We start from the raw sequence: 24,730 nt of genomic DNA, 5'->3' as shown, positions 1-24,730 counted from the left end.
CGGTGCAATATATGGAAACAGATGGACCCAAGCGTGACGGGCCGCGGCTGATAAGCGTCCCGATAACTGTTCATGCAAAGCTTGAATCGATGAGCACCGCCATAAGGTGCAATTTCTGACCCGAACCGCCTTGATCGTGAGAACGCTATGGAACCCGGAAACGCCCAGCTGTCGATGACTGTATTGATGACACCGGACATGGCCAACTTCTCTGGCAACGTGCACGGTGGCACCCTGTTGAAGTATCTCGATGAAGTCGCTTACGCCTGCGCCAGCCGTTACGCGGGGCGTTATGTGGTGACACTGTCGGTTGATCAGGTGATTTTCCGCGAGCCCATCCATGTGGGTGAGCTGGTGACCTTCCTTGCCTCGGTGAATTACACGGGCAACACGTCCATGGAAGTCGGCATCAAGGTGGTCACGGAAAACATCCGCGAGCGCTCGGTACGCCACACCAACAGCTGCTTCTTCACCATGGTGGCTGTGGACGATCAACGCAAACCGGCCAGCGTTCCACCGCTGGTGCCCGAAAGCCTGGACGGCAAACGCCGCTACATTCAGGCCCAACAACGCCGACAGATCCGTCAGGAACTGGAAAAGCGCTATCAGGAAATCAAAGACGAGACGTTATAAGTATCTGGCGTAATGCAGACCTGTGGGAGCGAGCTTGCTCGCGAAAGGGCCAGTGCATCCACATGACGGGTGCCTGAATAACCACCTTCGCAAGCAAGCTTGCTCCCACAAATGGCATGCGTGAGGGAGAGGTTTACAACCGCACCGCTTCAAACCTCACCCGAGGGTGCGCGGTGCGGTCCTGGGCGCGGACCAGTTCCAGTTCGTAACTGCCGCAGGCCTGGGTTTCCAGCAGCACTTCGTGAACAGCCGCGGCGGCAAACTCGAACGCAGCCACCCAATCATCCCCCAGCAGTACCCGAGCCAGGAACAGCCCGGACGTCAGGTCGCCAACACCCACTGGCTGGCGCGGAAAGGCCAGTAGCGGGCGACGCAGGTGCCAACTGGCATCGGCAGTCACCAGTAACATTTCGAAGCCGTCAGCAGCCTTACCGGGGTAATCCAGATGTTTGACGACGATAGCTTTCGGCCCGCGCGCCAACAGGCTACGAGCCATCGCCACACAATCAGTCAGCGAATCAGGCTTGCGCCCGGAAAAACTGTCTAGCTCCAATTGATTAGGGCACATGAAGTCAGCCACGGCCGCGGCTTCTTCAAGGAGAAAATCGCTGACCTCTGCCGGTACGATGCAGCCTTTCTCAGGATGGCCCATGACCGGATCACACAGGTACAGCGCATTAGGATTGGCCAACTTGATACGGGCCACACCCTCGAGAATCGCCCGCCCCTGAGCGGCACTGCCCAGATAGCCGGACAACACAGCGTCGCAGTTGCCCAGCTCGCCAATGGCGGCAATGCCGTCGATCAGCGCGGGAATCTGCTGGGGAGGCAAAACATCCCCCGCCCACTGCCGATATTGAGTGTGATTGGAGAACTGCACGGTATTGAGCGGCCAGACGTTGACCCCGACTCGCTGCATGGGGAACACGGCGGCGCTGTTGCCCGCATGGCCGAAAACCACATGGGACTGAATGGCGAGCAAATGGGGTGTGCGTTTCATCTAGGGGCCCTGAACACGATGCAAATGCAGTAGTGAGAAATTTAAGTCGCGCAGTATGGCTGGAAATCCTCGGAGACAGTTAAGCTGGTGGCACTTTGTTGGAGTACCTGCTCATGCTGACCCTGGGAAACATGTTTGTATTGATGCTGTTCGCCACCGGCGGCGCATGGTGGTGGCACTCCCATGGGCTGCGCGAGCGTGCGCTGGAGCGGGTCAAGCAGCATTGCGCTCGCCTGGATCTTGAATTGCTCGACGGCAACGTCGCCCTGCGCAAGCTCACCTTCGCGCGGGACTCTGAAGGTCGTAAACGCCTTGCCCGGGTCTATAACTTCGAGTTCACCGTAACCGGCGAGCAGCGTCATCCCGGCACGATCACGATGTTCGGTGCCCACAGCGCCCAGATCGAATTGGCGCCCTACCCGTTCGAAATCAAAACCCCGCCGCCCACTGCAGAAATTATCCAGCTGAGCGAGTGGCGGCAGGAACATAACAAGTGGAAGCAGTAGCAACGCGGTGTCACGACCTGTACACGGTCCCTGTAGGAGCGCGCTTGCCCGCGATAGCGGTGGGTCAGTTGAAAAATGATAGTCTGATCGAACGCAATGGCGGGCAAGCGCGCTCCTACTGATCGCAGTGATCTAGAGCACGCAGGCCACCAGTTCTGCCTGTAATCGAGCTTCATCCTGTGGCTCGGTAAAGATCAACTCCAGCCGCGAATCCTTGCGCCATTCGCTGGCTTGCCAATTCAACGCAGCCCCTTCCAGCGCATTACCCGAAACCCAACCATTTTCGCTGTGGATAACCAGCTTGGCGCGTTGCCAGTCCATGCCTTGTAGCCAGTGCTCAATGCGCTCCAGTGAAAAACGCTGACTGGGGTGCCAGCGCCAGCCGGTGCTCCAGCCCTCTTGTTGCGACTGGCTCAGGCAAATGGGCTGACGGGGATCGGTCCAGACAGCCGGGATACTCCCGAGGCTCTTGGGTAGGGACAACTTATCCACAGCCGACTCACTAAACACCGCGCGCCCCCCAATCCCAGGCAGATCAGCCAAGGGCAGCGCGCCTTGATCGGTCCAGAACAGCGGCTTGTCGGCGGGCAAGCCTTTGGCAATCTGCTGACGTTGGTCTGCGTCCAGATGTGCGGATTTGTTCAGCACCAGCAACCCGGCCTGAGCCAGAGCCAATTGCTGGCTGAGCGGTAACGGCCGGCCCGCCGCAAGCGCTGTAGCGTCCAGCACCATGACACTGGGCTGCACGCTCAGCACGCCCAGCCACGGCGCCTGGTTCAGTTGCTCGATCAGTTGCGCGGGATGCCCAAGCCCCGACGGTTCGATCAACAATCGATGCGGTCTGGCCTTGCGCAACAGCCGCCCCAAGCCGATCTGAAACGGCGCGCCATTGACGCAACACAGGCAACCGCCAGCCACTTCGCCAAGTGCGATACCATCGGCCCCGGTGGTCAGCAGCGCCTCATCCAGGCCAATCTGACCAAATTCATTGATCAAGATCGCCCAGCGCTCATCCGGCGGCTTTTGAGCCAGCAGGTGCTTGATGAGGCTGGTCTTGCCTGCCCCTAAAGGTCCGCCAATAACGTGGGTGGGAATGTTCTGCAGCATATGGATCGCTTATGAGGGTCGCATTGAAAACCAGGATCGTATTCTGTCTGCCGCTGTTGCTGGCGATGATTTCAGGCCAAGTGTGGGCCGAGGCGTGTCTGGTGCATAGCCAGGCGGAGCGGCTGGACGTCAAGGTTTGCCAGCAAAACCGCACGATTCCACCAAAACTGTTTCACGACGGCTTTTGCAAGCCGGAGCTGGCCGGGCAGAAAACCGAGGTGAGTTTTCTGGAGCAATGTCCAACCGGCGCCTTTGGCGTTTGCAGCAATGCACAAGTGGCCAATATGCCTTATCGCGAAGACATTCACTATTACGGCATTGCCAGCGATACGGCGTATCTCAAGCCGTTTTGTGAAGGACAGAGTCGGGGGAAGTGGCTAGTGCCATGACGCTTGCTCAGTAGGAGCGCGCTTGCCCGCGATTGCGGTGTATCAGCCAACGTATAATTGCCTGACCCACCGCAATCGCGGGCAAGCGCGCTCCTACGGAAATGACAGCGTCACCCCAACCAATCCAGACTCAACAGCAACCGCCTTTCGTCTCGCTTGGGCTGAGGTGAGCGGTGAACAAGCCCGTGACCTTCGTTGCCGATCCACCGTTCGCCCTTGAGCAGCGCCACGTCGCCGCAATTGATCTGCTGGATCTTCAACACATCCTGAGGCTCGGCTTGCGGATTGCCCAGTTGGCTGCGATCAATCGCCCCTTCCTTGAGCCATTGACTGCCGATGCCCGCGTAAGTGGTGATCAACCGAATAGGAACGTGATCCACATGGAAACGCGGACACATGGCCTTATCCAATACCCGCAACCGCACCCCAATGCACTTGGCGCCCAACAGGCAGGCATAAGCGCTGATTAGCCAGGCAACGTCCGCGACAAAGCCCTCGTAGCCTTCGAGATCCGCATAGGCCGAGGCGAATCCCTGAAGATCAGGCAACGCTTCTTCATCGTTGATTTCCAGCGTCAAGGATTCAGCCAATGGCTCATTCAACGCAAGTAATAGCCTGCCAAAGTCTTCAATGTGCGCGGGTAATTGCCGCTGCCAGACCGCCAGGTTCACATCGTCTTCCAACACCTTGCCAAGGATCGCGGGAGTGGCACCTTGGACCTGACGAACCAGCGGCCGCCAGCGAGTCATCGGCGCCAGCATTACGCAGCCTCCTCTTCATGCCACGGGCCGAACGGGTCCGGCAGCAAGCGCCAGGCTTCGCTGCCCCCGGCCATTTCAGCATCGGTCAGCAGGCAGTTATCCAACTCGGCGGTGAGCTGCGCGAAGTCGATATTCTGCCCGATGAACACCAGTTCCTGACGGCAGTCGCCGGTTTCTGCCGACCAATTGCTCTTGATGGCGCTGACGCTTTCATCGTCTTCAGGCCAATGCGCCTTGGGCACGAAACGCCACCAGCGACCGGCGAAGCCATGCCGCATCAAGCCGCCCGCCTGGGACCAACTGCCAGCATCCTGATGCTTACTGGCCAGCCAAAAGAAACCCTTGGAGCGCAGCAATTTGCCATTGGTCCATTCGCGATCGATGAAGCTGAAGAACCGCTCCGGGTGAAACGGCCGACGCGCTCGATACGCCGTGGAGGCAATGCCATATTCCTCGGTCTCGGGCACGTGCTCACCGCGCAACTCCTTGAGCCAGCCGGGCGCCAGTGAAGCGCGCTCGAAATCGAACAGGCCGGTATTGAGGATTTTCGCCAAGGGCACTTCGCCCATAACCATCGGTACGATTTCCGCCTGGGTGTTGAGGCGCTGCAAGATGGCGATCAATTCCTCGCGCTCGCTTGAACTGATCAGGTCGATCTTGCTGACCAGGATCACATCGGCAAACTCAATCTGCTCAATCAACAAATCAGTGATCGAACGTTCGTCATCATCACCCAATGTTTCGCCGCGGCTCGCGAGGCTTTCGGCGGCCTGGAAATCGAGCAGGAAATTCACCCCGTCGACCACTGTGACCATGGTGTCGAGGCGCGCCATGTCCGCCAGGCTTTTGCCGGCTTCATCTCGAAAAGTGAAGGTCTCGGCAACCGGCAAAGGCTCAGAAATGCCCGTTGATTCGATAAGTAGATAATCGAAACGACCTTCCTGAGCCAGTCGGCTGACCTCTTCCAGTAAATCTTCGCGCAATGTGCAGCAAATGCAGCCGTTGCTCATCTCGATCAGTTTTTCTTCAGCACGGTTCAGGCTGACATCACGCTGAACTTCGCTGCCATCAATGTTGATTTCGCTCATATCGTTAACGATCACGGCGACCTTCAGGTTGTCGCGGTTACGTAAGACGTAATTGAGCAATGTGCTTTTGCCCGCGCCGAGAAAGCCGGACAGCACGGTTACAGGAAGACGACTTGGCATCGGAAATCTCATCAGCCTCACGGGCTAGTTGGCAAGGCTCGGAACCTTGTTCATAGGAAGGGTGCGGGGCACCTCAAGCAATCACCCAGACATGTTATAGTATAACAATGCTCGATTACCAACGGCTTGATGAGGATTTTTCCACTTATGAAACTAGCAACACTTCCCGACATAGCAGCCCAGGCCTCCCAACAGACGCAGCCTCTTGATTGGGTGGGTATGTGCGGCATTGCCCTACCTGTGCTCATCGAAGGTCACCGTGTGCAGGCCAAGGTGGATGCGGGGGTAAGCCTGGATGATGGGGAATCGCGAGGCATTCACATGTCGCGCCTTTACCTGGCGCTGGAGTTGCTTGAAACCGAGAATCTAACCCCAGCCCTGTTTTGCCAGCTATTGCATCGCTTCCTCGATAGCCACGAGGGACTTTCGCAGAATGCTTACGTCACGATTCATGCAGATTACTTGCTGAAACGCCCAGCATTGATTAGCCCTTTGGCCGGCTGGAAAGCCTATCCAATCAGCATCTTGGCAAGCATCAAAAACGGAATGTTCCACGTGGAACTAAAAATTGACGTGACCTACTCTTCCACTTGCCCCTGCTCAGCGGCCTTGGCTAGGCAGCTGATTCAAGCGCAATTCGCCAGCGAATTTGCCAATAACACAGTGGAATACTCAGCCGTTCATGACTGGCTAGGAAGCGCGAACGGCATCGTGGCAACGCCCCACAGCCAACGCAGTACTGCACATATTCAGGTGCAGCTCGATCAGTTCGCTCAACGCTTGCCTATTACGGAGCTGATTGATCAGGCGGAAGCAGCGCTGGGAACAGCCGTTCAGACCGCCGTGAAACGCGCGGATGAACAGGCTTTCGCCCTGGCTAATGGTCAGAATCTGATGTTTTGCGAAGACGCAGCCAGACGTCTGCATCAGGCGCTTAGGCAGAACGCGTTGCTGAAAGGCTTCGATGTGAAAGTAGTACATGCAGAAAGTCTCCACGCCCATGATGCTGTGGCTCACAGCAGTTGGCGTGGAGACGTGCACAAAAGCAGGCTCTGATCAGGGCGAACAGAACCGTGGAGCATCATGTGCGTGGCTGAACCGCGCCGCACTGCTGACCCAACCAAACCGCACGAGTGTCCATGCTACCCTTCTGCTGCTGGCCCGTCGCGTTGAAGGTGCCGATTACGTTGGTCGTAAATTCTCTATCACTCAAGAACTGCGCCTGACCATTGCCCTGTGCTTTCGGGCAACTGAACGTGAATTTCCAGTTCTTGCCGTTACGGTCAGTAATGCGCTGCGTGCAGCCCGACTTTGGATCAGTCAGCGGAATGTCATCGCTTTTTACCTGGGCCTGGGTAAGGCAGAAACGCACACCTTTACCACCCAGAGTGATCCCCTGATTCTTGAGGTTCTGTTCAACCATGGCGCGCTGCTCAGGCGGCAAGTTGTTGAGCTGTCCAAGGATCATCTGCAAGTCAGGCATGGCCTGACCGTCTACTTGCATGTTGCTGGAGGTGAGCTCCCACAAACCGGGTTGTAGCATCTGCGCCTGGGCAAACGGCGCGACCAGACAACACATCAATACCAGGGAAGAATTTATCAGGGGCAGCTTCATGTGGAGATCCTTGTTGAACCGTTACGGGCAAGGGCAACCGGATGCAGTTGCCGACAATGAAGGCTTAGACGACAGAACCTGCCGCCAGTTGCACCGCTAATAAAATAGCGACAATCCGGGTCTGCTGTGGTCTGTTAAGCAGGTCAGGAGAGAGGTTACGCATGGATTATCACAGCCCGTATTTCTTCGGCTACGTCATCGGCTTCATTCACCTGCTGGGTATCGGCGCTGCCATCCACGCGCTGTTGACTGTCCGTACAGCACAGGGCTCTATCGCCTGGGCTATGCCGCTGCTGTTCATCCCCTATTTCACCTTGATTCCTTATCTGGTATTTGGCCGCAGTTCATTCGACGCCTATATCAAGGCAAGGCGCCAGGCTAACGAAGAAATGCGCAGCGCCATCAGCGATATGAACTGGCGTCCCTGGATTGAGGAAGCGGTTGCCGCACGACGTTCCGATGCCTATGCCTCACTGCGCGCAATGCCCAAACTGGGCCACACCCCGGCGCTCGCTAATAATGAGGTCAAACTGCTGATCAATGGCGACGACACCTTCGCGGCGATTTTCGAAGCCATCCGAGCAGCAAAAGAGACGGTGCTGATTCAGTTTTTCATCATTCACGATGACGAGCTCGGCCGCAGCATGCAAACCCTGCTGCTGGAGAAAGCCGCTGAGGGCGTTGCCGTCTATGTGCTTTACGACCGGATCGGCAGCCACGCCTTACCCGGCGCCTACAGTGAAAAGCTTCGGGCTGGGGGCGTGCAAATCAAAGCCTTTGCAACTCGTGGCGGATGGCTGAATCGCTTTCAGATCAACTTCCGTAACCATCGCAAGATAGTTGTGGTGGACGGTACGACGGGCTTCGTTGGCGGGCATAACGTAGGCGACGAATATGTCGGCCTAAAGCCGCCGCTGGCCCCATGGCGGGACACCCACGTACAAGTCGTCGGTCCAGTGGTGGCATGTCTGCAAGAGTCGTTTGCCGAGGACTGGTTCTGGGCCACGCGCAAGTTGCCGCCGCTGAGTTTGCCCGACTCATTCCCGGAAGATGGCGTTCTCTGCCAACTGCTCACAAGTGGCCCGGCAGATAAGCAGGAAACCTGTTCGCTGTTCTTCGTCGAAGCCATTCATGCAGCCACGCAGCGGGTCTGGATCACTAGCCCCTACTTTGTTCCGGACGAGGCTGTGTCTGCCGCGTTGCATCTGGCGGTGTTACGCGGGGTAGATGTGCGCCTGTTGCTGCCGTCGCGGCCTGACCATTACGTGGTGTACGCCGCGTCCAGCCTGTTCGCGTTCGAAGCCGTCCGCGCCGGCGTTCGCGTGTTTCGCTACGGGCCGGGCTTCATGCATCAGAAGGTCGTGCTGGTGGATGACGAGATCACTGCAATCGGCAGCGCCAATCTGGACAACCGCTCGTTCCGCCTCAATTTCGAATTGATGTTGCTGACCGTCGATGGAGACTTCGCCCGGGAAGTGGAACGCATGCTTAACGAAGACTTCGCCCTGGCCCACGAGATTTCGGTTCAGGAAAGCCGCGAGACGCACCATTTGCAACAGCTGGGGATGCGCGTGGCGCGGCTTATCTCACCGATTTTGTAGGGATACCGATGACCATCCCTGTGGGAGCGGTGCTTGCCCACGATTTGGGCGACGCGGTTCAGCAAACGAGGCGCGTCCAGCCTTATCGCGGGCAAGCACCGCTCCCACAGGTCATCATTTACCGATAAATATCCTCGCGGGTCCATGGCAAATCATGGCTGCCATCAGCGCGAGGTCTGACCGCGAGGATCTGATGCAAATTGATCCAGCCATGGGCAAAGGCATACGCGCATCCCGCCAGGTACAAACGCCAGATTCGCAGCGTCTGTTCAGGCACCATCGCCGCAGCCTGTTCGAGATGGGTTTCCAGGCGCGAGCTCCAATGTTCCAGGGTTTTGGCGTAATGCATGCGCAGACTCTCGACATCGACAACTTCCAGCCCGGCTTCGCTGATCTCGGCGCTGATGCGCGACACGTGAGGCAGCTCGCCATTCGGGAAAACGTAGCGGCCGATGAATTCACCGGCGCCTCGCCCCACTGGACGCCCGTCTATATGCTTGGCGGTGATGCCATGGTTCATGACCAGCCCGCCCTCCTTCACCGCGCCAAACAGCCGCTGGGTATACAGCTCAAGATTGGCGTGGCCGACGTGCTCGAACATCCCGACACTGACAACCTTATCGAAGCGACCGTCCTGAGGCAGATCCCGGTAGTCGAGCAGCTGCAGATCAACCTGATCCTGCAGCCCTTCTGCTTTTACCCGAGCAGTCGCCAGAGCCAGCTGCTCCCGACTTAAGGTGATACCGAACACCTTGACCCCGTATTCACGGGCAGCGAAGCGGGCAAGGCCGCCCCAGCCACAGCCGACATCCAACAGGTGTTCGCCAGGCTTGAGGCGCAGCTTGCGGCACAGGTGGTGGAATTTGTCCTGTTGGGCCTGTTCCAGCGTTTCATCGCCAGTCTTGAAGTAGGCGCAGGAGTAGACCATCTCCTTGTCCAGCCACAACTGGTAGAACTCGTTGGACAGGTCGTAATGGTAGGAAATAGAGGCGGCATCGGTGGCTTTGTCGTGCTGGCTACGAACCGGGGTGTCTTCGTCTTCATCATTCAACAGAGCCTGGCTCAGTTCGTCGCAGACCCTCACGACCTCACTGATTGAGCCCTCCATCTCCAGCCGTCCCTCAACGAACGCACTGCCTAGCAGGTGGAGACTTGGGTGGGTAAATTCGGAAACCAGAAGCGGATCTTTTACAACGATGGTGACGCTGGGTGCCGGACCCAGATCCAGTTCGTGCCCGTCCCAGAGTATGAGACGCAACGGTAGGTGAAGTTTTTGCAAGGCCGGTGGAAGTTGCGCGAGCATTTGAGTAACCCCCAATGATCAAGAAACTCGAAAAAGGGTAGTTCAAAAACGGCTCCACTCTGGAACCGACAGGCTATAGACGCTATAGCGACTGACTATAAATCGACTTCCGGGAACGGCCCTGTGCCCTCTGATACGCCCACTAATGCAGCCTGGAGTGAACACCCCTTGATTTGACTGACTGTTAATTTGTAACAGAGTTCTTCAAAGCTCAAGCGCTTTTTTATACTTAGTGCATGCCTCTAGCTCAGTGCTTTCGAGGCACGACGTTGTCGCACAGCCTTGTAGGAGCGCGCTTGCCCGCGATTGCGGTGGGTCAGTCCCAGAAACTATCGTCTGACCCACGCCATCGCAAGCAAGCTTGCTCCTACAGAAAAGCATGTAATTCAGAGAGTTAAATCACCTTCACCAGCGGTTCATTGAACCGCAGCAACCGACCTGCATTGCCCAGCACCAGCAGTGTGCTCAGGTTGTGCAGGATGGCAGCAACCATGGCGCCAGCGGCACCCAGCAGGCCGAAGGCGGCGAATGCGACAATGGCCAGCGTCCAGCCCAGGCCGATGATCACGTTGACTTGCAAGGTCCGGCGGCACTGGCGGCTCAACCGTACGCACGTGCCGAGCCGGCGCAGATCGCTGCCGATCAGCACGATGTCAGCTGAAGCCAGCGCTATATCAGCGCCGCCCGCTCCCATCGCTACGCCTACGACGCCTGCCTTCAAGGCCAGCGAATCATTGATGCCATCACCCACCACCATAGGCCGGAAGCCACTGGCGATTTCCCCTCTGACCCGGCTCAGTTTGTCTTCAGGTAGCGCCTGGGATTCAACATCGCTGATGCCGACTTTCAAGGCCAGGTTATCGGCGACGGTTTTCCGATCACCGGTCAGCAGCAGTTGCCTGCCCATGCCCAACTCCCGCAGTTCAGCCAAGGCCAAATGCGCCTCGGGTTTGAGGGTGTCGGCCAGTAACAACCAGGCCAGAAACTCGCCGTCCAGCGCCAGCCCGGCAATCGGTCCGTCGTGGCTGGGCACCGCTGAAGTCGTAATACCTAATTGCTCAAACAACTCAGGACGGCCCAAAGCCGCCTTGCCCAACTCCGTCATAGCCACCACACCCAGGCCCTGGCGCTCATGGATATCACTCAGCGTCAGCAACTCATCCTTGGTCACCAGCCCGGCCAGCGCACGGCTCACCGGATGGCTGCTGGCAGAACCAAGGCTGGCGGCCAGGGGCAGGAAATACTGGCGCTGGGCAACCACTGCCTGCACCGACTCCAGCCTCAGGGTGCCGAAGGTAAGGGTGCCGGTCTTGTCCACCACCAGCGAGGTGAGATCCGCCAGCTCTTCGAGGAACGCCGAGCTGCGAATCAGAATTCCGTGGCGTGCCGCAACCGCGATGCCGGCGATGGCCGTGGCCGGCGCGGACAGCACCAGCGCGCAAGGGCATGCGGCGACCAGCACGGCCAACATCGCCTGAGCGTTGTTGGTGATGAACCAGGTCACCGCCGCGATCAGCAGGACCAACACCATGTAACTTCCGGCATAGCGCTCCAACAGGCGAGTGATGGGCGGTTTCGAGCGCTCGGCGCTCTGCATCAGGGCGATGACTTTACCCAGCGTCGACTCATTGCCAATGCGCGTCACCTCAATGCGCAGCAGCCCGTCCAGATTGATCGCGCCACCGAAGACTTCAATGCCTGCCCTCGCCTCCAGCGGTACGGACTCCCCGGTAATGGGCGCCGTATCGAGGCTGGCCTGACCGGAAATCACCCGACCGTCAGCGGGCACGCGATCACCGGCACGCACTTCCACCTGATCACCGGCCACCAGGGTCGAATTGTCAACTTCCTGCACGCTGCCATCGGCGGTAATCAGCCGTGCGTTGCTGCGGGTCAGCCGACCCAGCGCCTGAATCGCTTCTTGTGACCCGATCACGCTGCGCTCTTCCAGTACATGGCCGAAGATCATGATGATTGGCAGCAAGGCGGCGGTCATCAGATCTCCGGTTGCCCAAGCGCCCAGCATGGCAAGGGCAATCAGCTGATCAGTGATGCCGTGCAGGCTGGGGTGACGCAGGCTGTGCCAACCGGCGCTGACCACCGGGATCGCCACCAACAGTGACGCGGCGCCCAGCAGCAACTGGCTGACGCCAACCTGATCAGGAGCGAAAAAACGCCAGATCAATCCCAGCCCCAACAGCCCCAGCGCAAGCATCGCCAGGGTCAGTTGCCGGGCAGCGCTGCGCTGTTCAGACCTGCCCAGCATGCTGCCCGGCGCAGCTGGCTCAACGTGGATGTGCGCGGCTTCGCCACTCATTGCTCTGCTCCCTGAATGATCAGACGGGAATCGTCACGCGGATCGACGGTGGTGACTGAACCAGCCTGTTCGAGAATCTTCGGCACCCGCTCGCGATAGATCCGCTGCAATAAGCCGGGATCGCTTTTGTTCTGGATCGACTGCGCCAGACTGGCGACGGTGGCTGTATCGGTCCGGGCTTTTGCCAGTCGCTCGGAGGCCTGAGCGTGAGCAACTTGCAATGTTCGGTCGGCTTGCTGATTGGCGGCCTGAGTGGTTTTCTCGGCGTCGTTACGGGCGTTGGCGACTTCCCGGTCAGCGAGCTGGCTGGCGGTCAGCACCGCGTTGAAAGCGTTCACCGCAGCCGTCGGCAGGCTCGATTGCACATCGACCCGGGTCACCTCGATACCCATCCCGACACCCGTAGCGCTGAGTTCGCTCAACCGCTGATTGATACCGCGCACCAGATCTCCGCGCAGACGCTCCCGGCGCTGGGCTGACTGGCTGTCCGCCGAGACCATTTCCGGACGCGCTACCAGAATGGTGTCCAGATCCCGCGCCGCCGTGAGGGCTACGGCGCTGCGATTGACCAGGCGATCCAGCGCAGGCAATACGTGATCGCCCTGCAAAACGTAGGCGTAAGGGTCGGTCACCTTGTAGTACACCGTCACGTCCAGCTGTACGACACCGGCGTCACCGGTCAGCAGATAACCCGACCCCGCCAAAGCATCGCTCATGGGCGCGGCGAAGCTGGCGATTTTGTCCGCCCGCACCGCCTCGAATGAACGCAGCAAAGTCTCGACCCGACGCTCAATCACCCGATCCGCCGAGGGCAGCAACACCACTTGCTCAAAGGGCTGCGGCCAGGCGGTGAGCAATCCGGCATTCTGGATGCGCTCCAACGCACCGAGGCGCAATACCACCGCGCGATTTTGCGGATCGATTTGCCGCACGTTGGACAATGCCCAGCCCAGCGCGGCCAGTAAGGTGACGCCGTACAAGGCCAGAAACGCAAGGCGACTGGCCTGCACCCATGGGCCTTGTAGCGGCGGTTTTTGGTCGGACGCAGTCAGGGGTTCAGTCATGGCTGCGATCCGCTTTTGCCATCCAGTGTCGGCGGCCCGTCGACCAACACTCGGAACGGCGCGGCATCGGTGCGCAGAATCAGTTTGGTGCCTGGGGTGACGATGGTGCCCAGGGTGTCCAGCGAACGCAGCAAGTTATACAGCTGTGGCGAGCCCGCGTAGGCGCGGCCATAAATCTGCGCCGCCTCGACGCGGGATTGGGCTTCGATGTCTGCGGCCTTCACCGTGGCGTCGGCCTCGACAATCCGCGCATCGCGCTCTGCTGCCGAACGAATCTGCGCAGCCTCGCGCTTGCCCACGGCGGTACGTTCCGTGGCGATGGTTTCCCGCTCGGCACGCATGCGGTCAACCGTGGCGTTGAGCGTGACGGAAGGCAAGGTCAGCCGCTCGACGCCCACTTGCAGCACGCGCACGCCGTAGGTGGCGAGCAATTGCTGATCGATCTGCTGACGCAACTGGTTTTCAAAGTCGGTAATTCGCACCTGGTTGGCGTCGGTATTCACCAGACTCGACAGGTCGAAACTGCTGGCAGTGGTTTCCAGTGCAGAGCCGATAAAAGTGCGAATCTGCCGCGCCGCCTCATCCGGCTGGTTCTGCACGGCGCGCATGAAGCGCTGGACGTTCTCCGGATCGCCCTGCACCTGCCACGCCACGTAGGCCTGAACGATGATGCGCAGCCCATCGCGGGTGCCGACGTCCTGCAGACCGCTGGAGGTGGTACGCAACCGCAGATCAACCGGAATGGTTGCTTCAAACGGCGCGGGCCAGCGCCAGCTCAAGCCTGGCTCAAGCAAGACACGGGACGGATTGCCGAACCGGGTAATCACCGTCGCTTCGCCGGAACGCACCTGCACCAGGCTGGCTGCCGCGATCGCAAAGGCAATCAGGACGGCGGCCAGCGCAGCCCGTCGCCACGGGAAAACCGTTGGGCCGGCCCCTTCGCCGTGGTGGTGATGGCCGTGGTGGCCATGCCCGCTGTGATCGTGGCCGGAGTGATCATGATGGTCGTGGCTGTGGTTATGAAACAGACTCAAGGGTCGACTCCTTACTGAACGGCTTTACGCGGCGCCGTTGGGTCTGCCGGTAGGGTGAAAGTACGCAGGTCGATGGTCGGCGCGTTGTTGGCGCCGCCCAGACGATGATCAAGCACCAGCAATTTGGCTTTGTTCAGCCCCAGACTCAGCTGCGTGAGGTATTGCTCCAGCAGGAAGGCTTGGCCGGCCTTGGCATAACCTTCGCGCTCGGCGCTGAAACGCAGGTCCGCGCTTTGGGCCGCCGACATTACTTCCCGAGCATTACCAGCCGCCTGATCGCGGGCGACGCTGGCATTCAGTTGCGCGGCATTGGCCGCCGCACTGGCCGCGCCCCGCTCACGGGCAATCAAGGCCTGAGCACTGATCTGCGCAGCCTGAACCGCGTGGTAGGCGTTGGCCGCACCGGCTGGCGGATGGATTGCTTCCACTACCGTGGCGAGGATTTCCACGCCGCTGTTCAGTTGCTGCAGGTCGGCCTGAACCGCGTTGCCAATGTCATCGGACAGACCCGAACGTTGCTCGCCTAGCAGTTCGTCCAGGGTCCTTGAAGCAAAGTCGTGCACCAGCACGCGGCTGGCGGTACTGCGAATCAACGTCGGCACGTCTGCGCTGTTGTAGGTGGCGGCCATGGCAGCCTCGTCTGTCAGGCCTATGCGGTAGACGAAGCGCACGTCCATGTTGACGATCTGAAAGCCCTGCTTGTCGGCAGAGCTGCTGGCGATCACCTGAGATTTTTCGTTGATGTGGCTGGCGTCCCACAGACGATTGGCACTGCTCGGTGCCGGGCCTTCAGCGGCGTCGAGAATCTGCTCAATGACTGTAGAGTCGGCAACGCTGGTGGCCAGTTCGTGAACCACGCCATTTTCCACTGCCAGCACTCGTCCGAACGGCCACGGCAAACCGGCGTGCAAACCTGGTTTCAGAACGGCCACCGGTTTGCCGAAACGCTCGTAAATGCCACGCCCTTGCATGGGGATTTCGTGCACGCCGCTGAGCGCCCAACCCAATGACGCAATCGTCAGCAGCACAGGGAAAAATGCCCGGCGCATGTAGGTAAAGGCCCAGACTTGCCGTAGGTCGATTCCAAACCGATTGTGCAGTTCATGTTGCAGAGCGAGTAGCGGCTGCGGCGGCCAGCGCAACAGGCCTGCCACGAAACTGCTGGCAGTCAGACGTGGCTCAAGGCGCGGGTTCCGGGGGCTGAACAGTGAAAGAACGGCGCGCAACAACAACTCTGCAGCGACCACGCCCGGCAGCAAGCCAATCACCACCGCCAGCCGCGCAGGCCAGACCCGCTCAGGGCTGGAGAAAAACAGGCACAGCGCGCCCACCAGCAAAACCGCGATGACCACGCGAGTCAGCTGCGCAAGTTGTCCAGCTTCAGGCCATTCGTTCTGCTCGGCATTGAACTGCCGCTCCAACACCAGCGCGCCAAATGCCAGCAACAGAGCGATGCCACCCGCCACACTGCCCGTCTGCGAAAGCTGGGTGCCGGGCAACGACAGGTTCCAGGTCAGTTCAACGCTGATCAGTGCGAGCACGGCCCAACCGGCGAGCCACAAGGTGGGCGCGCCGATCTGCGCCAGTGTCGACTGGCCAAGGTGGCTGATGCGATTGACCAGCCGGTCGTACCAGTTGGTTTCAGCGATTCCTGGTTGAACATAGGGTTGGATGCTGCCCACATCGCCACTAAGCGCCAACGCTCGCCATAGCGCAATGCCGTGGGCGGATTGCAACGCGGCGGCCAGCACGAATAATGCGGCGGCATTGCCAGTCAACACGGCTGTCCACAGGGCGTCAGGAGAGAACAGATCAACGGCCAGCGCCATGACCAACCCGAAAACTCCCAGCCCGCCACTCAGCCAGATGAGCCGCCGCAATAGCGCAGCCTGCACCAAGGCACTTTGAAACCTCGGCAACCCCTCAAGGCTGCCGTGCTCAACATCCAGATCAACCCGCATTGATACCCCAGACCCCACTGAACATTGATATCCCCGCCCGCGCAGAGTCGCGCAAGAATAGAGCGTTACGATATAACAAACATAGTGAAACTTTCGTTGGTCTGATTAGAGCGTCTACTGCGATTCCGTGGGAGCGAGCTTGCCCGCGAATCAAACGACTCGGTTCGTCAGGACACCGCGTTATCGTTCATCGCGAGCAAGCTCGGCTCCCACAGATGATCACCCAACCTGTGGAAGCGCGCTCCTACGGATCACCAAGACCTGTTGGAGCGAGGCTTGCCCGCGAATCAAGCGACTCGGTCCGTCAGGCACACCGCGTCATCGTTCATCGCGGGCAAGCGCGCTCCTACGGATCACCAAAACCTGTGGGAGCGAGGCTTGCCCGCGAATGGGACTTAGCGGTCCGTCAGGCACACCGCGTCATCGTTCTTCGCGGGCAAGCGCGCTCCTACGGATCACCAAAACCTGTTGGAGCGAGGCTTGCCCGCGAATCAAGCGACTCGGTCCGTCAGGCACACCGCGTTATCGTTCTTCGCGGGCGAGCCCGGCTCCTACATCTGACCGCGATGTTCCGTGAACTCAGGTAATTCCCCGTGCTGAGACCCCGCGCACAAAGAACATCACGCCGCCGTGGTTACGTTGTGTTTCACTAAGGGCATTGACCTGCCGACAAGGAAAGCCGTCCGTTGATTTCGATCTACCAGCTCAAGCCCCGTTTTCAGAATCTCTTGCGCCCCATGGTCCAGCGTCTGTTCGACCGGGGTGTGACGGCCAATCAGGTGACGTTGAGTGCCTGCGCGATTTCCATCGTGGTCGGCGCTACCGTGGCGCTGTTCGCCAGCCACCCTTGGGTATTCGTGTTGATACCGCTATGGATGATCGTTCGCATGGCGCTGAATGCCATCGACGGCATGCTGGCCCGGGAATTCGGTCAGCAATCACGGCTGGGCGCTTACCTCAATGAGTTGACCGACGTGATCGCCGACAGCGCGCTGTTTCTGCCCTTCGCCTTGATACCCGGCGTCAATCTGCTGCTGATCCTGCTGGTCACCCTCGGGGCGATTTTCAGCGAGTACGCGGGCGTTCTCGGCCCCATGATCGGCGCCAGCCGCCGTTATGACGGGCCGATGGGCAAGAGTGATCGCGCATTCGTGTTTGGTGTGATCGGCGCCGCAGTCGCTGTGGGCTGGTTCGTCCCCCTGTGGATAAACATCATTCTGGCGGTTATCGCCGGTTTGCTGGTCTACACCGTGATCAATCGCGTGCGTCGTGGCCTGGCTGAGTTGCCTGCAGGCGAAGATGTTTCCCGGTAAGGCCCGTCCAGATCACACCCGTTTAGCTACAGCCGGAATAAGGAAATCCCATGCGTGACGTTCAGGATCAACGCTTCAGCACCCACGATGGTGTGGAGCTGTTCTATCGCCATTGGCCAGCGACCACAGTCGACCCGTCGGTGCCACGTCAGGCGGTACTGCTGTTCCATCGAGGGCACGAGCACTCGGGGCGCATTGCCCATCTGGTGGATGAGCTGGACTTGCCGGGTTTCGACTTCTTCGCCTGGGATTCACGTGGACACGGCCAGTCGCCGGGTGCTCGCGGGGACAGCCCGAGTTTCGCCACCAGCGTGCGCGATGTGCAGACCTTCGTTGATCACCTGAGCGCCACCTTCGCTATCGCCGAAGAAAACATGGCCGTCGTCGCCCAGAGCGTCGGCGCAGTGATCGCAGCCACCTGGGCTCATGACTATGCGCCGAAAATTCGCGCGCTGGTGCTTGCCTCGCCGGCCTTCAAGGTCAAGTTGTACGTGCCGTTTGCGCGGCCTGGCCTGGCGTTGCTGCGCAGGTTCAAAGGCAATTTCTTCGTCAACAGCTACGTCAAGGCGCGCTTTCTCAGCCATGACCCGCAACGCATCGCTTCCTACGACACCGACCCGCTGATCACCAAAGCCATTTCGGTGAATGTTCTGCTCGGCTTGTATGAAGCCGCAGATCGAGTGGTGGCCGATGCCCAGGCCATTTCGATTCCGACTCAGTTGCTGATCTCCGGTGCCGACTTCGTGGTGCATCGCGGTCCTCAGGAGCGCTTCTTCGAGCGGCTGGGCAGTGTGCGCAAGGAGAAACACATCCTGCCGGGTTTCTTCCACGACACCCTCGGCGAGCGTGACCGGCATCTGGCGGTCAGCCGTGCCCGGCGTTTCATCCTGCAGAATTTCGAAGAGCCGCTGTCGCGCCCTTCCCTGCTGGACGCCGACAAACTCGGCGCGACCTGTGCGGAGTCGGAAGAACTGGCTGCACCGCTGCCGCATAACTCGCCCCGCGACCTTTACTGGCGCATGACCCGCGCCAGCATGGCGTTGGGCGCGAAGTTATCCACAGGCGTGAAGCTGGGTTTCGATACCGGCTTCGACTCCGGCAGTACGCTGGATTATGTCTACCGCAATCAACCCACTGGCACCTCGCCGATTGGCAAGCTGATCGACCAGAACTACCTGAACTCCATCGGCTGGCGCGGCATTCGCCAACGCAAGCTGAACGTCGAAGAGCTACTGCGCCTGGCCATGGCACATCTGCGAAATCAAGGCACGCCAGTACGCATCGTCGATATCGCCGCTGGCCACGGACGCTACATTCTCGAGTCCCTGCAAGGCGTGGAGCCATTGCCGGAGTCGATCCTGCTGCGCGACTACAGCGACATCAATGTGCGTGACGGCAGTGCGCTGATCGAGCAAAAAGGCCTGGGGCACATCGCCCGCTTCATCAAGGCTGACGCCTTTGATCGCGACGATCTGGCGGCTCTTGATCCGAAGCCGACATTGGCGGTGGTTTCAGGTTTGTATGAGCTGTTTGCCAGCAACCAGATGGTGGGCGACTCGCTGGCCGGGCTGGCAGCGGCCGTTGAACCGGGCGGGTATCTGGTTTACACGGGCCAACCCTGGCACCCGCAGCTGGAACTGATTGCCCGCGCATTGACCAGCCACCGCGCCGGCCAGGCCTGGGTGATGCGTCGGCGCAGCCAGTCGGAAATGGATCAACTGGTGGAGGCCGCAGGCTTTCGCAAGATCACTCAGCGCGTGGATGAATGGGGGATCTTCAGCGTCTCACTGGCGCAGCGGATCAGTTGATGGCTCAGCGTGAAGCGGGTCTATGGAAGCGGGCTGTTGTCTGGCTGGTGCTGCTGGCACCTTTTTTCTTTGCCAGTTACGGCTTTGCCACCTGGCTCACAGCCCAACGCGATGATGTCGGCACGCTGGTGTTCGCCTGGGAAATGCACATGCCGTTCTGGGCCTGGACGATTATTCCGTATTGGTCGATTGACCTGCTGTACGGCTTCTCGCTGTTGGCGTGCCTGACCCGTCGCGAACTGGATACCCATGCGCTGCGGCTGTTCAGCGCCCAACTCATTGCAGTGAGCTGCTTTTTGCTCTGGCCCCTGCGCTTCACTTTCGAGCGCCCGGAACTGGACGGTCTGTTCGGCTGGTTGTTTGCGGTCCTGGCGGGCTTCGACAAACCCTTCAATCAAGCACCTTCGCTGCACATCGCGCTACTGGTGGTGCTGTGGGTTTGCTATGACCGCTACCTGCGCAACTTTCATCAAGGGTGGCGTTGGTTGCTGCATGGCTGGTTCGCCCTGATTGGCCTTTCGGTGCTGACGACTTGGCAACACCACTTCATAGACTTACCCACAGGCGCGCTGGCAGGGTGGTTTTGCATCTGGCTCTGGCCTGATCAAGGTCGCAGCGCGCTGCGCTCTGCGAAGCTGACGCAAGACCCGCAACGCCTGAAGCTCGGCGGCTATTACATCCTCGGCGGCGCGCTGTGTCTGGGGTTGGCATTGCTGCTCGGCGGGGGTTGGCTGTGGCTGTGCTGGCCTGCGGTCTCCCTGTTGTTGGTGGCGATTAGTTATCTGTTATTGGGAGCTGACGGTTTTCAGAAACGGCCCGACGGCAGCCTCAGCCCTGCCGCCCGCTGGTTATTCGCGCCCTACCTCATAGCAGCGTGGACAAATTCTCGGCTGTGGACAAAATCACAGCCTGATCCTCGGGAGATTGTGGATAACGTTTGGCTGGGGCGAATCCCAAACCAGGCCCAGCTCTTGCCGTTCGCGGCGGTTGTGGATATGTGTGCGGAATTGCCGCTCAATCCGGGGATGCGCGGTTATCAGGTGGTACCGGTGCTGGATCTGACCGTGCCCAGCGCGGAGCAATGCCTGCTCGCGGCCGAGTCACTCGAACGTCTGCGCCAGCAAGGCCCGCTACTGGTCTGCTGCGCCTTGGGTTATTCACGTAGCGCAACAGCGCTGGCCGCTTGGCTTTTACACAGTGGGCGGGCTGAGTCTGTGGATAAGGCGGTGGCGATGATTCGTCAAAGTGCACCGAGGATTGTCCTGAAAAACACCCATCTCTTGGTATTACACAATTTTGTGGGAGCGGTGCATGCCCGCGATGCAGGTACACCCCAATCGCGGGTCAGCACCGCTCCCACATGGGACTGCGATCCTTCAACAATTGGTGATAAACATGTCCCATGAAATGCAGCTCCACATAGTCTCCAGCCTGTTACGCAGGGGCAAGGCGCTTGACAACTTGTCCACAGGGCTGACGCTGCTGTGCCTGGGCTTCGGGCTGGTTCAGCTGTTGATAACTACGCCCAACGCGCTGTTGCTGATTGTCGTGGTCATTGGCGTTTTGCTGGGGATACTCGAAAAGTACTACGCGCTGCGAGTGGCTTTCGACGGAGATTTGTTCCACATGGTAGCCAGCGATCCACAATGGCTGAGCGACCGCACCTCCGCGCTGGACGATGCGCTGGGCCAGCTGGGCCTTGCGCCTGTGGACAAAGCGGGGCGCTCATGGGCGTTACGCAGCCAAGGCGCGTTGAAGCTGCTGCGCCAACAGGTCCTGTTTCTCGCTGTTCAGCTGTTGGTGGTGCTGAGCGCCATTGTCATCTTCCCTTGGTTGTCCTTCACCTCTTAAGGAAACGCCATGTTCGAACCCTTGGTCGCGACGCTCATTACCGCTGGCGCCCGCAGCATCACCGGCGCCCGCAGCCTGTGGTTGGGTTGCACGCCTGAGCCGGTGCAGCGGATCTACTTCGCCAACCACAGCAGCCACGGCGACTTCGTGCTGCTTTGGGCTTCGCTGCCCCCAGCACTGCGCAAACTGACTCGACCGGTCGCTGGTGCCGACTACTGGCAGAGCAGCCCGTTACGCCGTTACATCATCAATGGCGTCTTCAACGGTGTGATGGTTGATCGCCAGCGCAATACGCCCGACAGCAACCCACTGCAACCCATGCTCGATGCGTTGGAAAACGGCGATTCGCTGATCATTTTCCCGGAAGGCACACGGAATCTGGAAGAGGGTCTGCTGCCCTTCAAGAGCGGGCTGTATCACTTGGCAAAAAGTTACCCACAGGCTGAGCTGGTGCCGGTGTGGATAGCCAACCTCAACCGGGTGATGCCCAAGGGCCGGATATTGCCGCTGCCGTTGTTATGCACAACCAGCTTCGGCGCACCCTTGCAGCTGGACGCTGAAGAGAGCAAAGAACAGTTTTTGTCGCGCAGCCGTGAAGCGCTGCTGGCCTTGGCACCGGAGCAGCATTGATGGATAAGCAGACGCAAATGTTGTTCATGGGGATTGGCGCGATCCTGCTACTCGCCTCGCTGATCGGTTACATCCTCAAGCGCAAAGCCGGCGGCCCAAACTCGGTGATCGACAACCTCAATGCGCGAATCAATGCGTGGTGGGTGATGGTGATCGTCATTGGCATCGCCTTCGCGTTGGGCTACACCGCCGTGATCCTGCTGTTCTACGCGGTGTCGTTTTACGCCCTGCGGGAATTCCTGACTCTGACACCAACCCGCAAAAGCGATTACCCAGCGTTGGTGGCGGCCTTCTACGTGGCGCTGCCGCTGCAATACCTGCTGATAGCCATGGACTGGTACGGGCTGTTTTCGATCTTCATTCCGGTCTATGTATTCTTGCTGCTGCCAATCCTGGCTTCCCTGGGCGGCGACAGCAAACACTTCCTCGAACGCGCCTCCAAGGTGCAATGGGGGTTGATGATCGCCGTGTTCTGCGTGTCTTACGTCCCCGCGTTGCTGACCCTGGACATCGCCGGCTATGAAGGCCGCAATCTATTGCTGATCGCTTATCTGGTGATCGTGGTACAGCTCTCCGACGTGTTGCAGTACGTGTGCGGCAAGCTGTTCGGCAAACACAAGATCGCCCCCAACCTATCGCCGTCCAAAACCGTCGAGGGCTTCGTCGGCGGCATCGCCCTGGCCTCTCTCATCGGCGGCGCGCTGTGGTGGATCACGCCGTTCAACCCATGGCAGTCGATCCTCATTGCCTTGCTGATCAACTTGCTCGGCTTCGCGGGCGGCATCGTCATGTCGGCGATCAAGCGCGACCGGGGCGTCAAGGATTGGGGCCACATGATCGAAGGCCACGGCGGCATGCTCGATCGGCTGGATTCAGTGTGTTTCGCCGCGCCGATCTTTTTCCACCTCGTTAGATATTGGTGGACTTGACTTGAAGCAGCTACAAGCTGCAAGCCTCAAGCTATAAGCGAAGCAAGATTGCTTTTAATTTGAAGCTTGACGCTCGCAGCTGCGAATATTACAACCATCATTTAATCGCCCGCTATTCTCTGGGCTGCACTTCTCTGCGTATCGACTCAGGAGCAAAAACAGCCATGAGCAGTTATGACGTTGTGATTATCGGTGGGGGTCCGGGGGGTTATAACGCCGCTATTCGTGCCGGACAGTTGGGTTTGAGCGTGGCCTGTATCGAAGGCCGCGAAACATTGGGCGGCACTTGCCTGAATGTGGGCTGCATTCCGTCCAAAGCCTTGCTGCACGCTTCCGAGCTGTACGAGTCGGCCGTGGGGGAAGAGTTCGCCAAGCTTGGGATCGAGGTCACTCCCACCCTCAATCTCGCGCAAATGATGAAGCAGAAAGACGAGAGCGTTACGGCCCTGACAAAAGGCATCGAGTTTCTGTTCCGCAAATACAAGGCTGAATGGATCAAGGGCTGGGGCCGTATTGCAGGCCCGGGCAAAGTGATCGTGACCGATGCCCAGGGCGTGGAGACCGAGCTTCAAGCCAAAGACATTATCATCGCCACCGGTTCCGAGCCGACCCCGTTGCCCGGTGTCGAGATTGATAACAAGCGCATCCTCGATTCCACCGGCGCGCTGTCGCTGCCCGAGGTGCCCAGGCATCTGGTGGTGATCGGTGCCGGGGTCATCGGCCTTGAACTGGGCTCGGTGTGGCGGCGTCTGGGAGCGAAAGTCACAGTGGTGGAGTATCTCGATCACGTAGCGCACGGCACTGACCTGGAAACCGGCAAGACCTTGCAGCGTTCTCTGTCGCGTCAGGGAATCAACTTCAAGCTCAGTTCGAAAGTCACTACGGCGACCTCATCTGATCAAGGTGTAAACCTCAGCGTCGAACCTGCCGCCGGTGGCGAAGCCGAGCTGATCGAAGCCGATTACGTGCTGGTCTCCATCGGCCGCCGCCCTTACACCAAAGGTCTGGGACTTGAGACGGTGGGCCTCAACGTGGACAAGCGCGGCATGCTGGAGAACAAGGGCCACCGCACCGCAGCAGAAAACGTCTGGGTGATTGGCGATGTCACTTCCGGTCCGATGCTGGCGCACAAGGCTGAAGACGAGGCGAGCGTGTGCTTGGAGCGCATCGTCGGCAAAGCCGGAGAAGTGAATTACAACCTGATCCCCAACGTGATCTACACCCGCCCGGAGCTGGCGAGCGTGGGCAAAACCGAGGAGCAGCTCAAGGCCGAGGGCCGCGTTTACAAGATCGGTAAATTCCCGTTCAGCGCCAACAGCCGCTCCAAGGTGAACCACGAGACTGACGGCTTCGCCAAGGTGCTGGCTGATGAGCGTACCGACGAGATCCTCGGCGTGCATCTGGTGGGGCCAAGCGTTAGTGAAATGATCGCCGAGTTCTGCGTGGCCATGGAATTTGCGGCTTCGTCCGAAGACATCGGCCTGATCAGCCACCCCCACCCGACCCGCTCCGAAGCCCTGCGCCAGGCGGCCATGAGCGTGATTGGGTTGCCGACCCAGACTTGATGCCGAGGGCAACACAGGTTCCTGCACATTCCAGCGACAATTCCTACACATCTAAATCGTAATTATTTATGTTTTTTTCGAACCAGATGCTGTGTTTGTTATCTGTTATGGGTAGTTTGGCGTTCAGCAAGGAGT

Annotated in this window: 22 protein-coding genes; 12 read left to right on the top strand and 10 right to left on the bottom strand. The window is 59.3% G+C overall.

The genetic code is table 11. From position 1 onward, the window contains the following. Nucleotides 1–147: 147 nt before the first annotated feature. Nucleotides 148–633, top strand: a complete 486-nt coding sequence (locus IV01_RS12870; RefSeq protein ID WP_032628561.1) for an acyl-CoA thioesterase — start codon at nt 148–150, stop codon at nt 631–633. A 133-nt stretch (nt 634–766) separates the two neighbouring features. On the opposite strand, the gene pdxY is transcribed toward IV01_RS12870, so the two are convergent. After that, complete coding sequence (gene pdxY / locus IV01_RS12875) at nt 767–1,633, bottom strand: pyridoxal kinase PdxY (protein WP_032628560.1); 867 nt, start codon at nt 1,631–1,633, stop codon at nt 767–769. Nucleotides 1,634–1,746: 113 nt separating this feature from the next. Between pdxY and IV01_RS12880 the strand changes: the two genes are divergently transcribed. Continuing rightward, entirely contained in the window at nt 1,747–2,139 is a 393-nt protein-coding gene (locus IV01_RS12880) for a DUF3301 domain-containing protein (protein WP_032628559.1), read from the top strand. Nucleotides 2,140–2,271: 132 nt separating this feature from the next. On the opposite strand, the gene IV01_RS12885 is transcribed toward IV01_RS12880, so the two are convergent. Next, entirely contained in the window at nt 2,272–3,246 is a 975-nt protein-coding gene (locus tag IV01_RS12885) for a CobW family GTP-binding protein (RefSeq protein ID WP_032628558.1), read from the bottom strand. 65 nt (nt 3,247–3,311) lie between these two features. On the opposite strand from IV01_RS12885, the gene IV01_RS12890 reads away from it, so the two are divergent. Beyond that, nucleotides 3,312–3,635, top strand: a complete 324-nt coding sequence (locus IV01_RS12890) for a hypothetical protein (RefSeq protein ID WP_032628635.1) — start codon at nt 3,312–3,314, stop codon at nt 3,633–3,635. A 110-nt stretch (nt 3,636–3,745) separates the two neighbouring features. Here the strand turns inward: IV01_RS12890 and IV01_RS12895 are convergent, their stop codons facing one another. Beyond that, nucleotides 3,746–4,396 carry a DUF1826 domain-containing protein gene (locus IV01_RS12895; protein ID WP_032628557.1) on the bottom strand — a complete coding sequence of 217 codons (651 nt, stop codon included), beginning with the start codon at nt 4,394–4,396 and terminating at the stop codon, nt 3,746–3,748. Continuing rightward, entirely contained in the window at nt 4,396–5,604 is a 1,209-nt protein-coding gene (zigA, locus tag IV01_RS12900) for a zinc metallochaperone GTPase ZigA (RefSeq protein ID WP_032628556.1), read from the bottom strand. The genes IV01_RS12895 and zigA overlap by 1 nt, the downstream gene beginning before the upstream one ends. A 147-nt stretch (nt 5,605–5,751) precedes the next feature. Between zigA and folE2 the strand changes: the two genes are divergently transcribed. Then, a complete protein-coding gene (folE2, locus tag IV01_RS12905) occupies nt 5,752–6,660 on the top strand; it encodes a GTP cyclohydrolase FolE2 (protein WP_032628555.1) in 909 nt (302 codons plus the stop codon). 25 nt (nt 6,661–6,685) lie between these two features. Here folE2 and IV01_RS12910 read toward each other — a convergent pair whose 3' ends face one another. Next, a complete protein-coding gene (locus tag IV01_RS12910; protein ID WP_032628554.1) occupies nt 6,686–7,219 on the bottom strand; it encodes a DUF3617 domain-containing protein in 534 nt (177 codons plus the stop codon). Between the two features lie 161 nt (nt 7,220–7,380). On the opposite strand from IV01_RS12910, the gene cls reads away from it, so the two are divergent. Beyond that, complete coding sequence (gene cls / locus IV01_RS12915) at nt 7,381–8,820, top strand: cardiolipin synthase (RefSeq protein ID WP_032628553.1); 1,440 nt, start codon at nt 7,381–7,383, stop codon at nt 8,818–8,820. 118 nt (nt 8,821–8,938) lie between these two features. Here cls and cfaB read toward each other — a convergent pair whose 3' ends face one another. The 5 genes from cfaB to hflK (IV01_RS12940) all read right to left on the bottom strand — a co-directional run bounded on the left by cfaB (nt 8,939) and on the right by hflK (IV01_RS12940) (nt 16,499). Further along, a complete protein-coding gene (cfaB, locus tag IV01_RS12920; protein ID WP_032628552.1) occupies nt 8,939–10,123 on the bottom strand; it encodes a C17 cyclopropane fatty acid synthase CfaB in 1,185 nt (394 codons plus the stop codon). Between the two features lie 394 nt (nt 10,124–10,517). Next, nucleotides 10,518–12,440 carry a heavy metal translocating P-type ATPase gene (locus IV01_RS12925; RefSeq protein WP_032628551.1) on the bottom strand — a complete coding sequence of 641 codons (1,923 nt, stop codon included), beginning with the start codon at nt 12,438–12,440 and terminating at the stop codon, nt 10,518–10,520. Continuing rightward, entirely contained in the window at nt 12,437–13,504 is a 1,068-nt protein-coding gene (hflK, locus tag IV01_RS12930) for a protease modulator HflK (RefSeq protein ID WP_032628550.1), read from the bottom strand. The genes IV01_RS12925 and hflK (IV01_RS12930) overlap by 4 nt, the downstream gene beginning before the upstream one ends. Then, the gene (gene hflC, locus IV01_RS12935; RefSeq protein ID WP_032628549.1) at nt 13,501–14,538 is read right to left on the bottom strand and encodes a protease modulator HflC; all 1,038 of its coding nucleotides are present in this window, start codon (nt 14,536–14,538) and stop codon (nt 13,501–13,503) included. Before hflC ends, hflK (IV01_RS12930) begins: the two co-directional genes overlap by 4 nt. A gap of 11 nt (nt 14,539–14,549) precedes the next feature. Beyond that, entirely contained in the window at nt 14,550–16,499 is a 1,950-nt protein-coding gene (gene hflK, locus IV01_RS12940; RefSeq protein ID WP_032628548.1) for a protease modulator HflK, read from the bottom strand. A 686-nt stretch (nt 16,500–17,185) separates the two neighbouring features. Here hflK (IV01_RS12940) and IV01_RS12945 point away from each other — a divergent pair. From IV01_RS12945 to lpdA, 7 genes are all read left to right on the top strand, one after another. Further along, a complete protein-coding gene (locus IV01_RS12945; protein ID WP_032628547.1) occupies nt 17,186–17,812 on the top strand; it encodes a CDP-alcohol phosphatidyltransferase family protein in 627 nt (208 codons plus the stop codon). 50 nt (nt 17,813–17,862) lie between these two features. Beyond that, on the top strand, nt 17,863–19,620 hold the full coding sequence (locus IV01_RS12950; protein ID WP_032628546.1) for a bifunctional alpha/beta hydrolase/class I SAM-dependent methyltransferase: 1,758 nt from the start codon (nt 17,863–17,865) through the stop codon (nt 19,618–19,620). Continuing rightward, on the top strand, nt 19,617–21,026 hold the full coding sequence (locus IV01_RS0125065; RefSeq protein ID WP_050507553.1) for a phosphatase PAP2/dual specificity phosphatase family protein: 1,410 nt from the start codon (nt 19,617–19,619) through the stop codon (nt 21,024–21,026). Before IV01_RS12950 ends, IV01_RS0125065 begins: the two co-directional genes overlap by 4 nt. A 55-nt stretch (nt 21,027–21,081) precedes the next feature. Then, nucleotides 21,082–21,471: a hypothetical protein gene (locus tag IV01_RS12955; protein WP_418903531.1), complete on the top strand. Its 390-nt coding sequence runs from the start codon at nt 21,082–21,084 to the stop codon at nt 21,469–21,471. 9 nt (nt 21,472–21,480) lie between these two features. Beyond that, on the top strand, nt 21,481–22,101 hold the full coding sequence (locus tag IV01_RS12960) for a lysophospholipid acyltransferase family protein (RefSeq protein ID WP_032628544.1): 621 nt from the start codon (nt 21,481–21,483) through the stop codon (nt 22,099–22,101). Next, nucleotides 22,101–23,030, top strand: a complete 930-nt coding sequence (locus tag IV01_RS12965) for a phosphatidate cytidylyltransferase (protein ID WP_032628543.1) — start codon at nt 22,101–22,103, stop codon at nt 23,028–23,030. Before IV01_RS12960 ends, IV01_RS12965 begins: the two co-directional genes overlap by 1 nt. A 164-nt stretch (nt 23,031–23,194) precedes the next feature. Next, nucleotides 23,195–24,595 carry a dihydrolipoyl dehydrogenase gene (lpdA, locus tag IV01_RS12970; protein ID WP_032628542.1) on the top strand — a complete coding sequence of 467 codons (1,401 nt, stop codon included), beginning with the start codon at nt 23,195–23,197 and terminating at the stop codon, nt 24,593–24,595. Nucleotides 24,596–24,730 lie beyond the last annotated feature (135 nt).

Source organism: Pseudomonas syringae (assembly GCF_000737245.1).
In the GTDB taxonomy this organism is placed as follows: domain Bacteria; phylum Pseudomonadota; class Gammaproteobacteria; order Pseudomonadales; family Pseudomonadaceae; genus Aquipseudomonas; species Aquipseudomonas syringae_J.
Note: the sequence above shows the minus strand (reverse complement) of the source record. Positions and strands in the feature narration are given on the sequence as shown.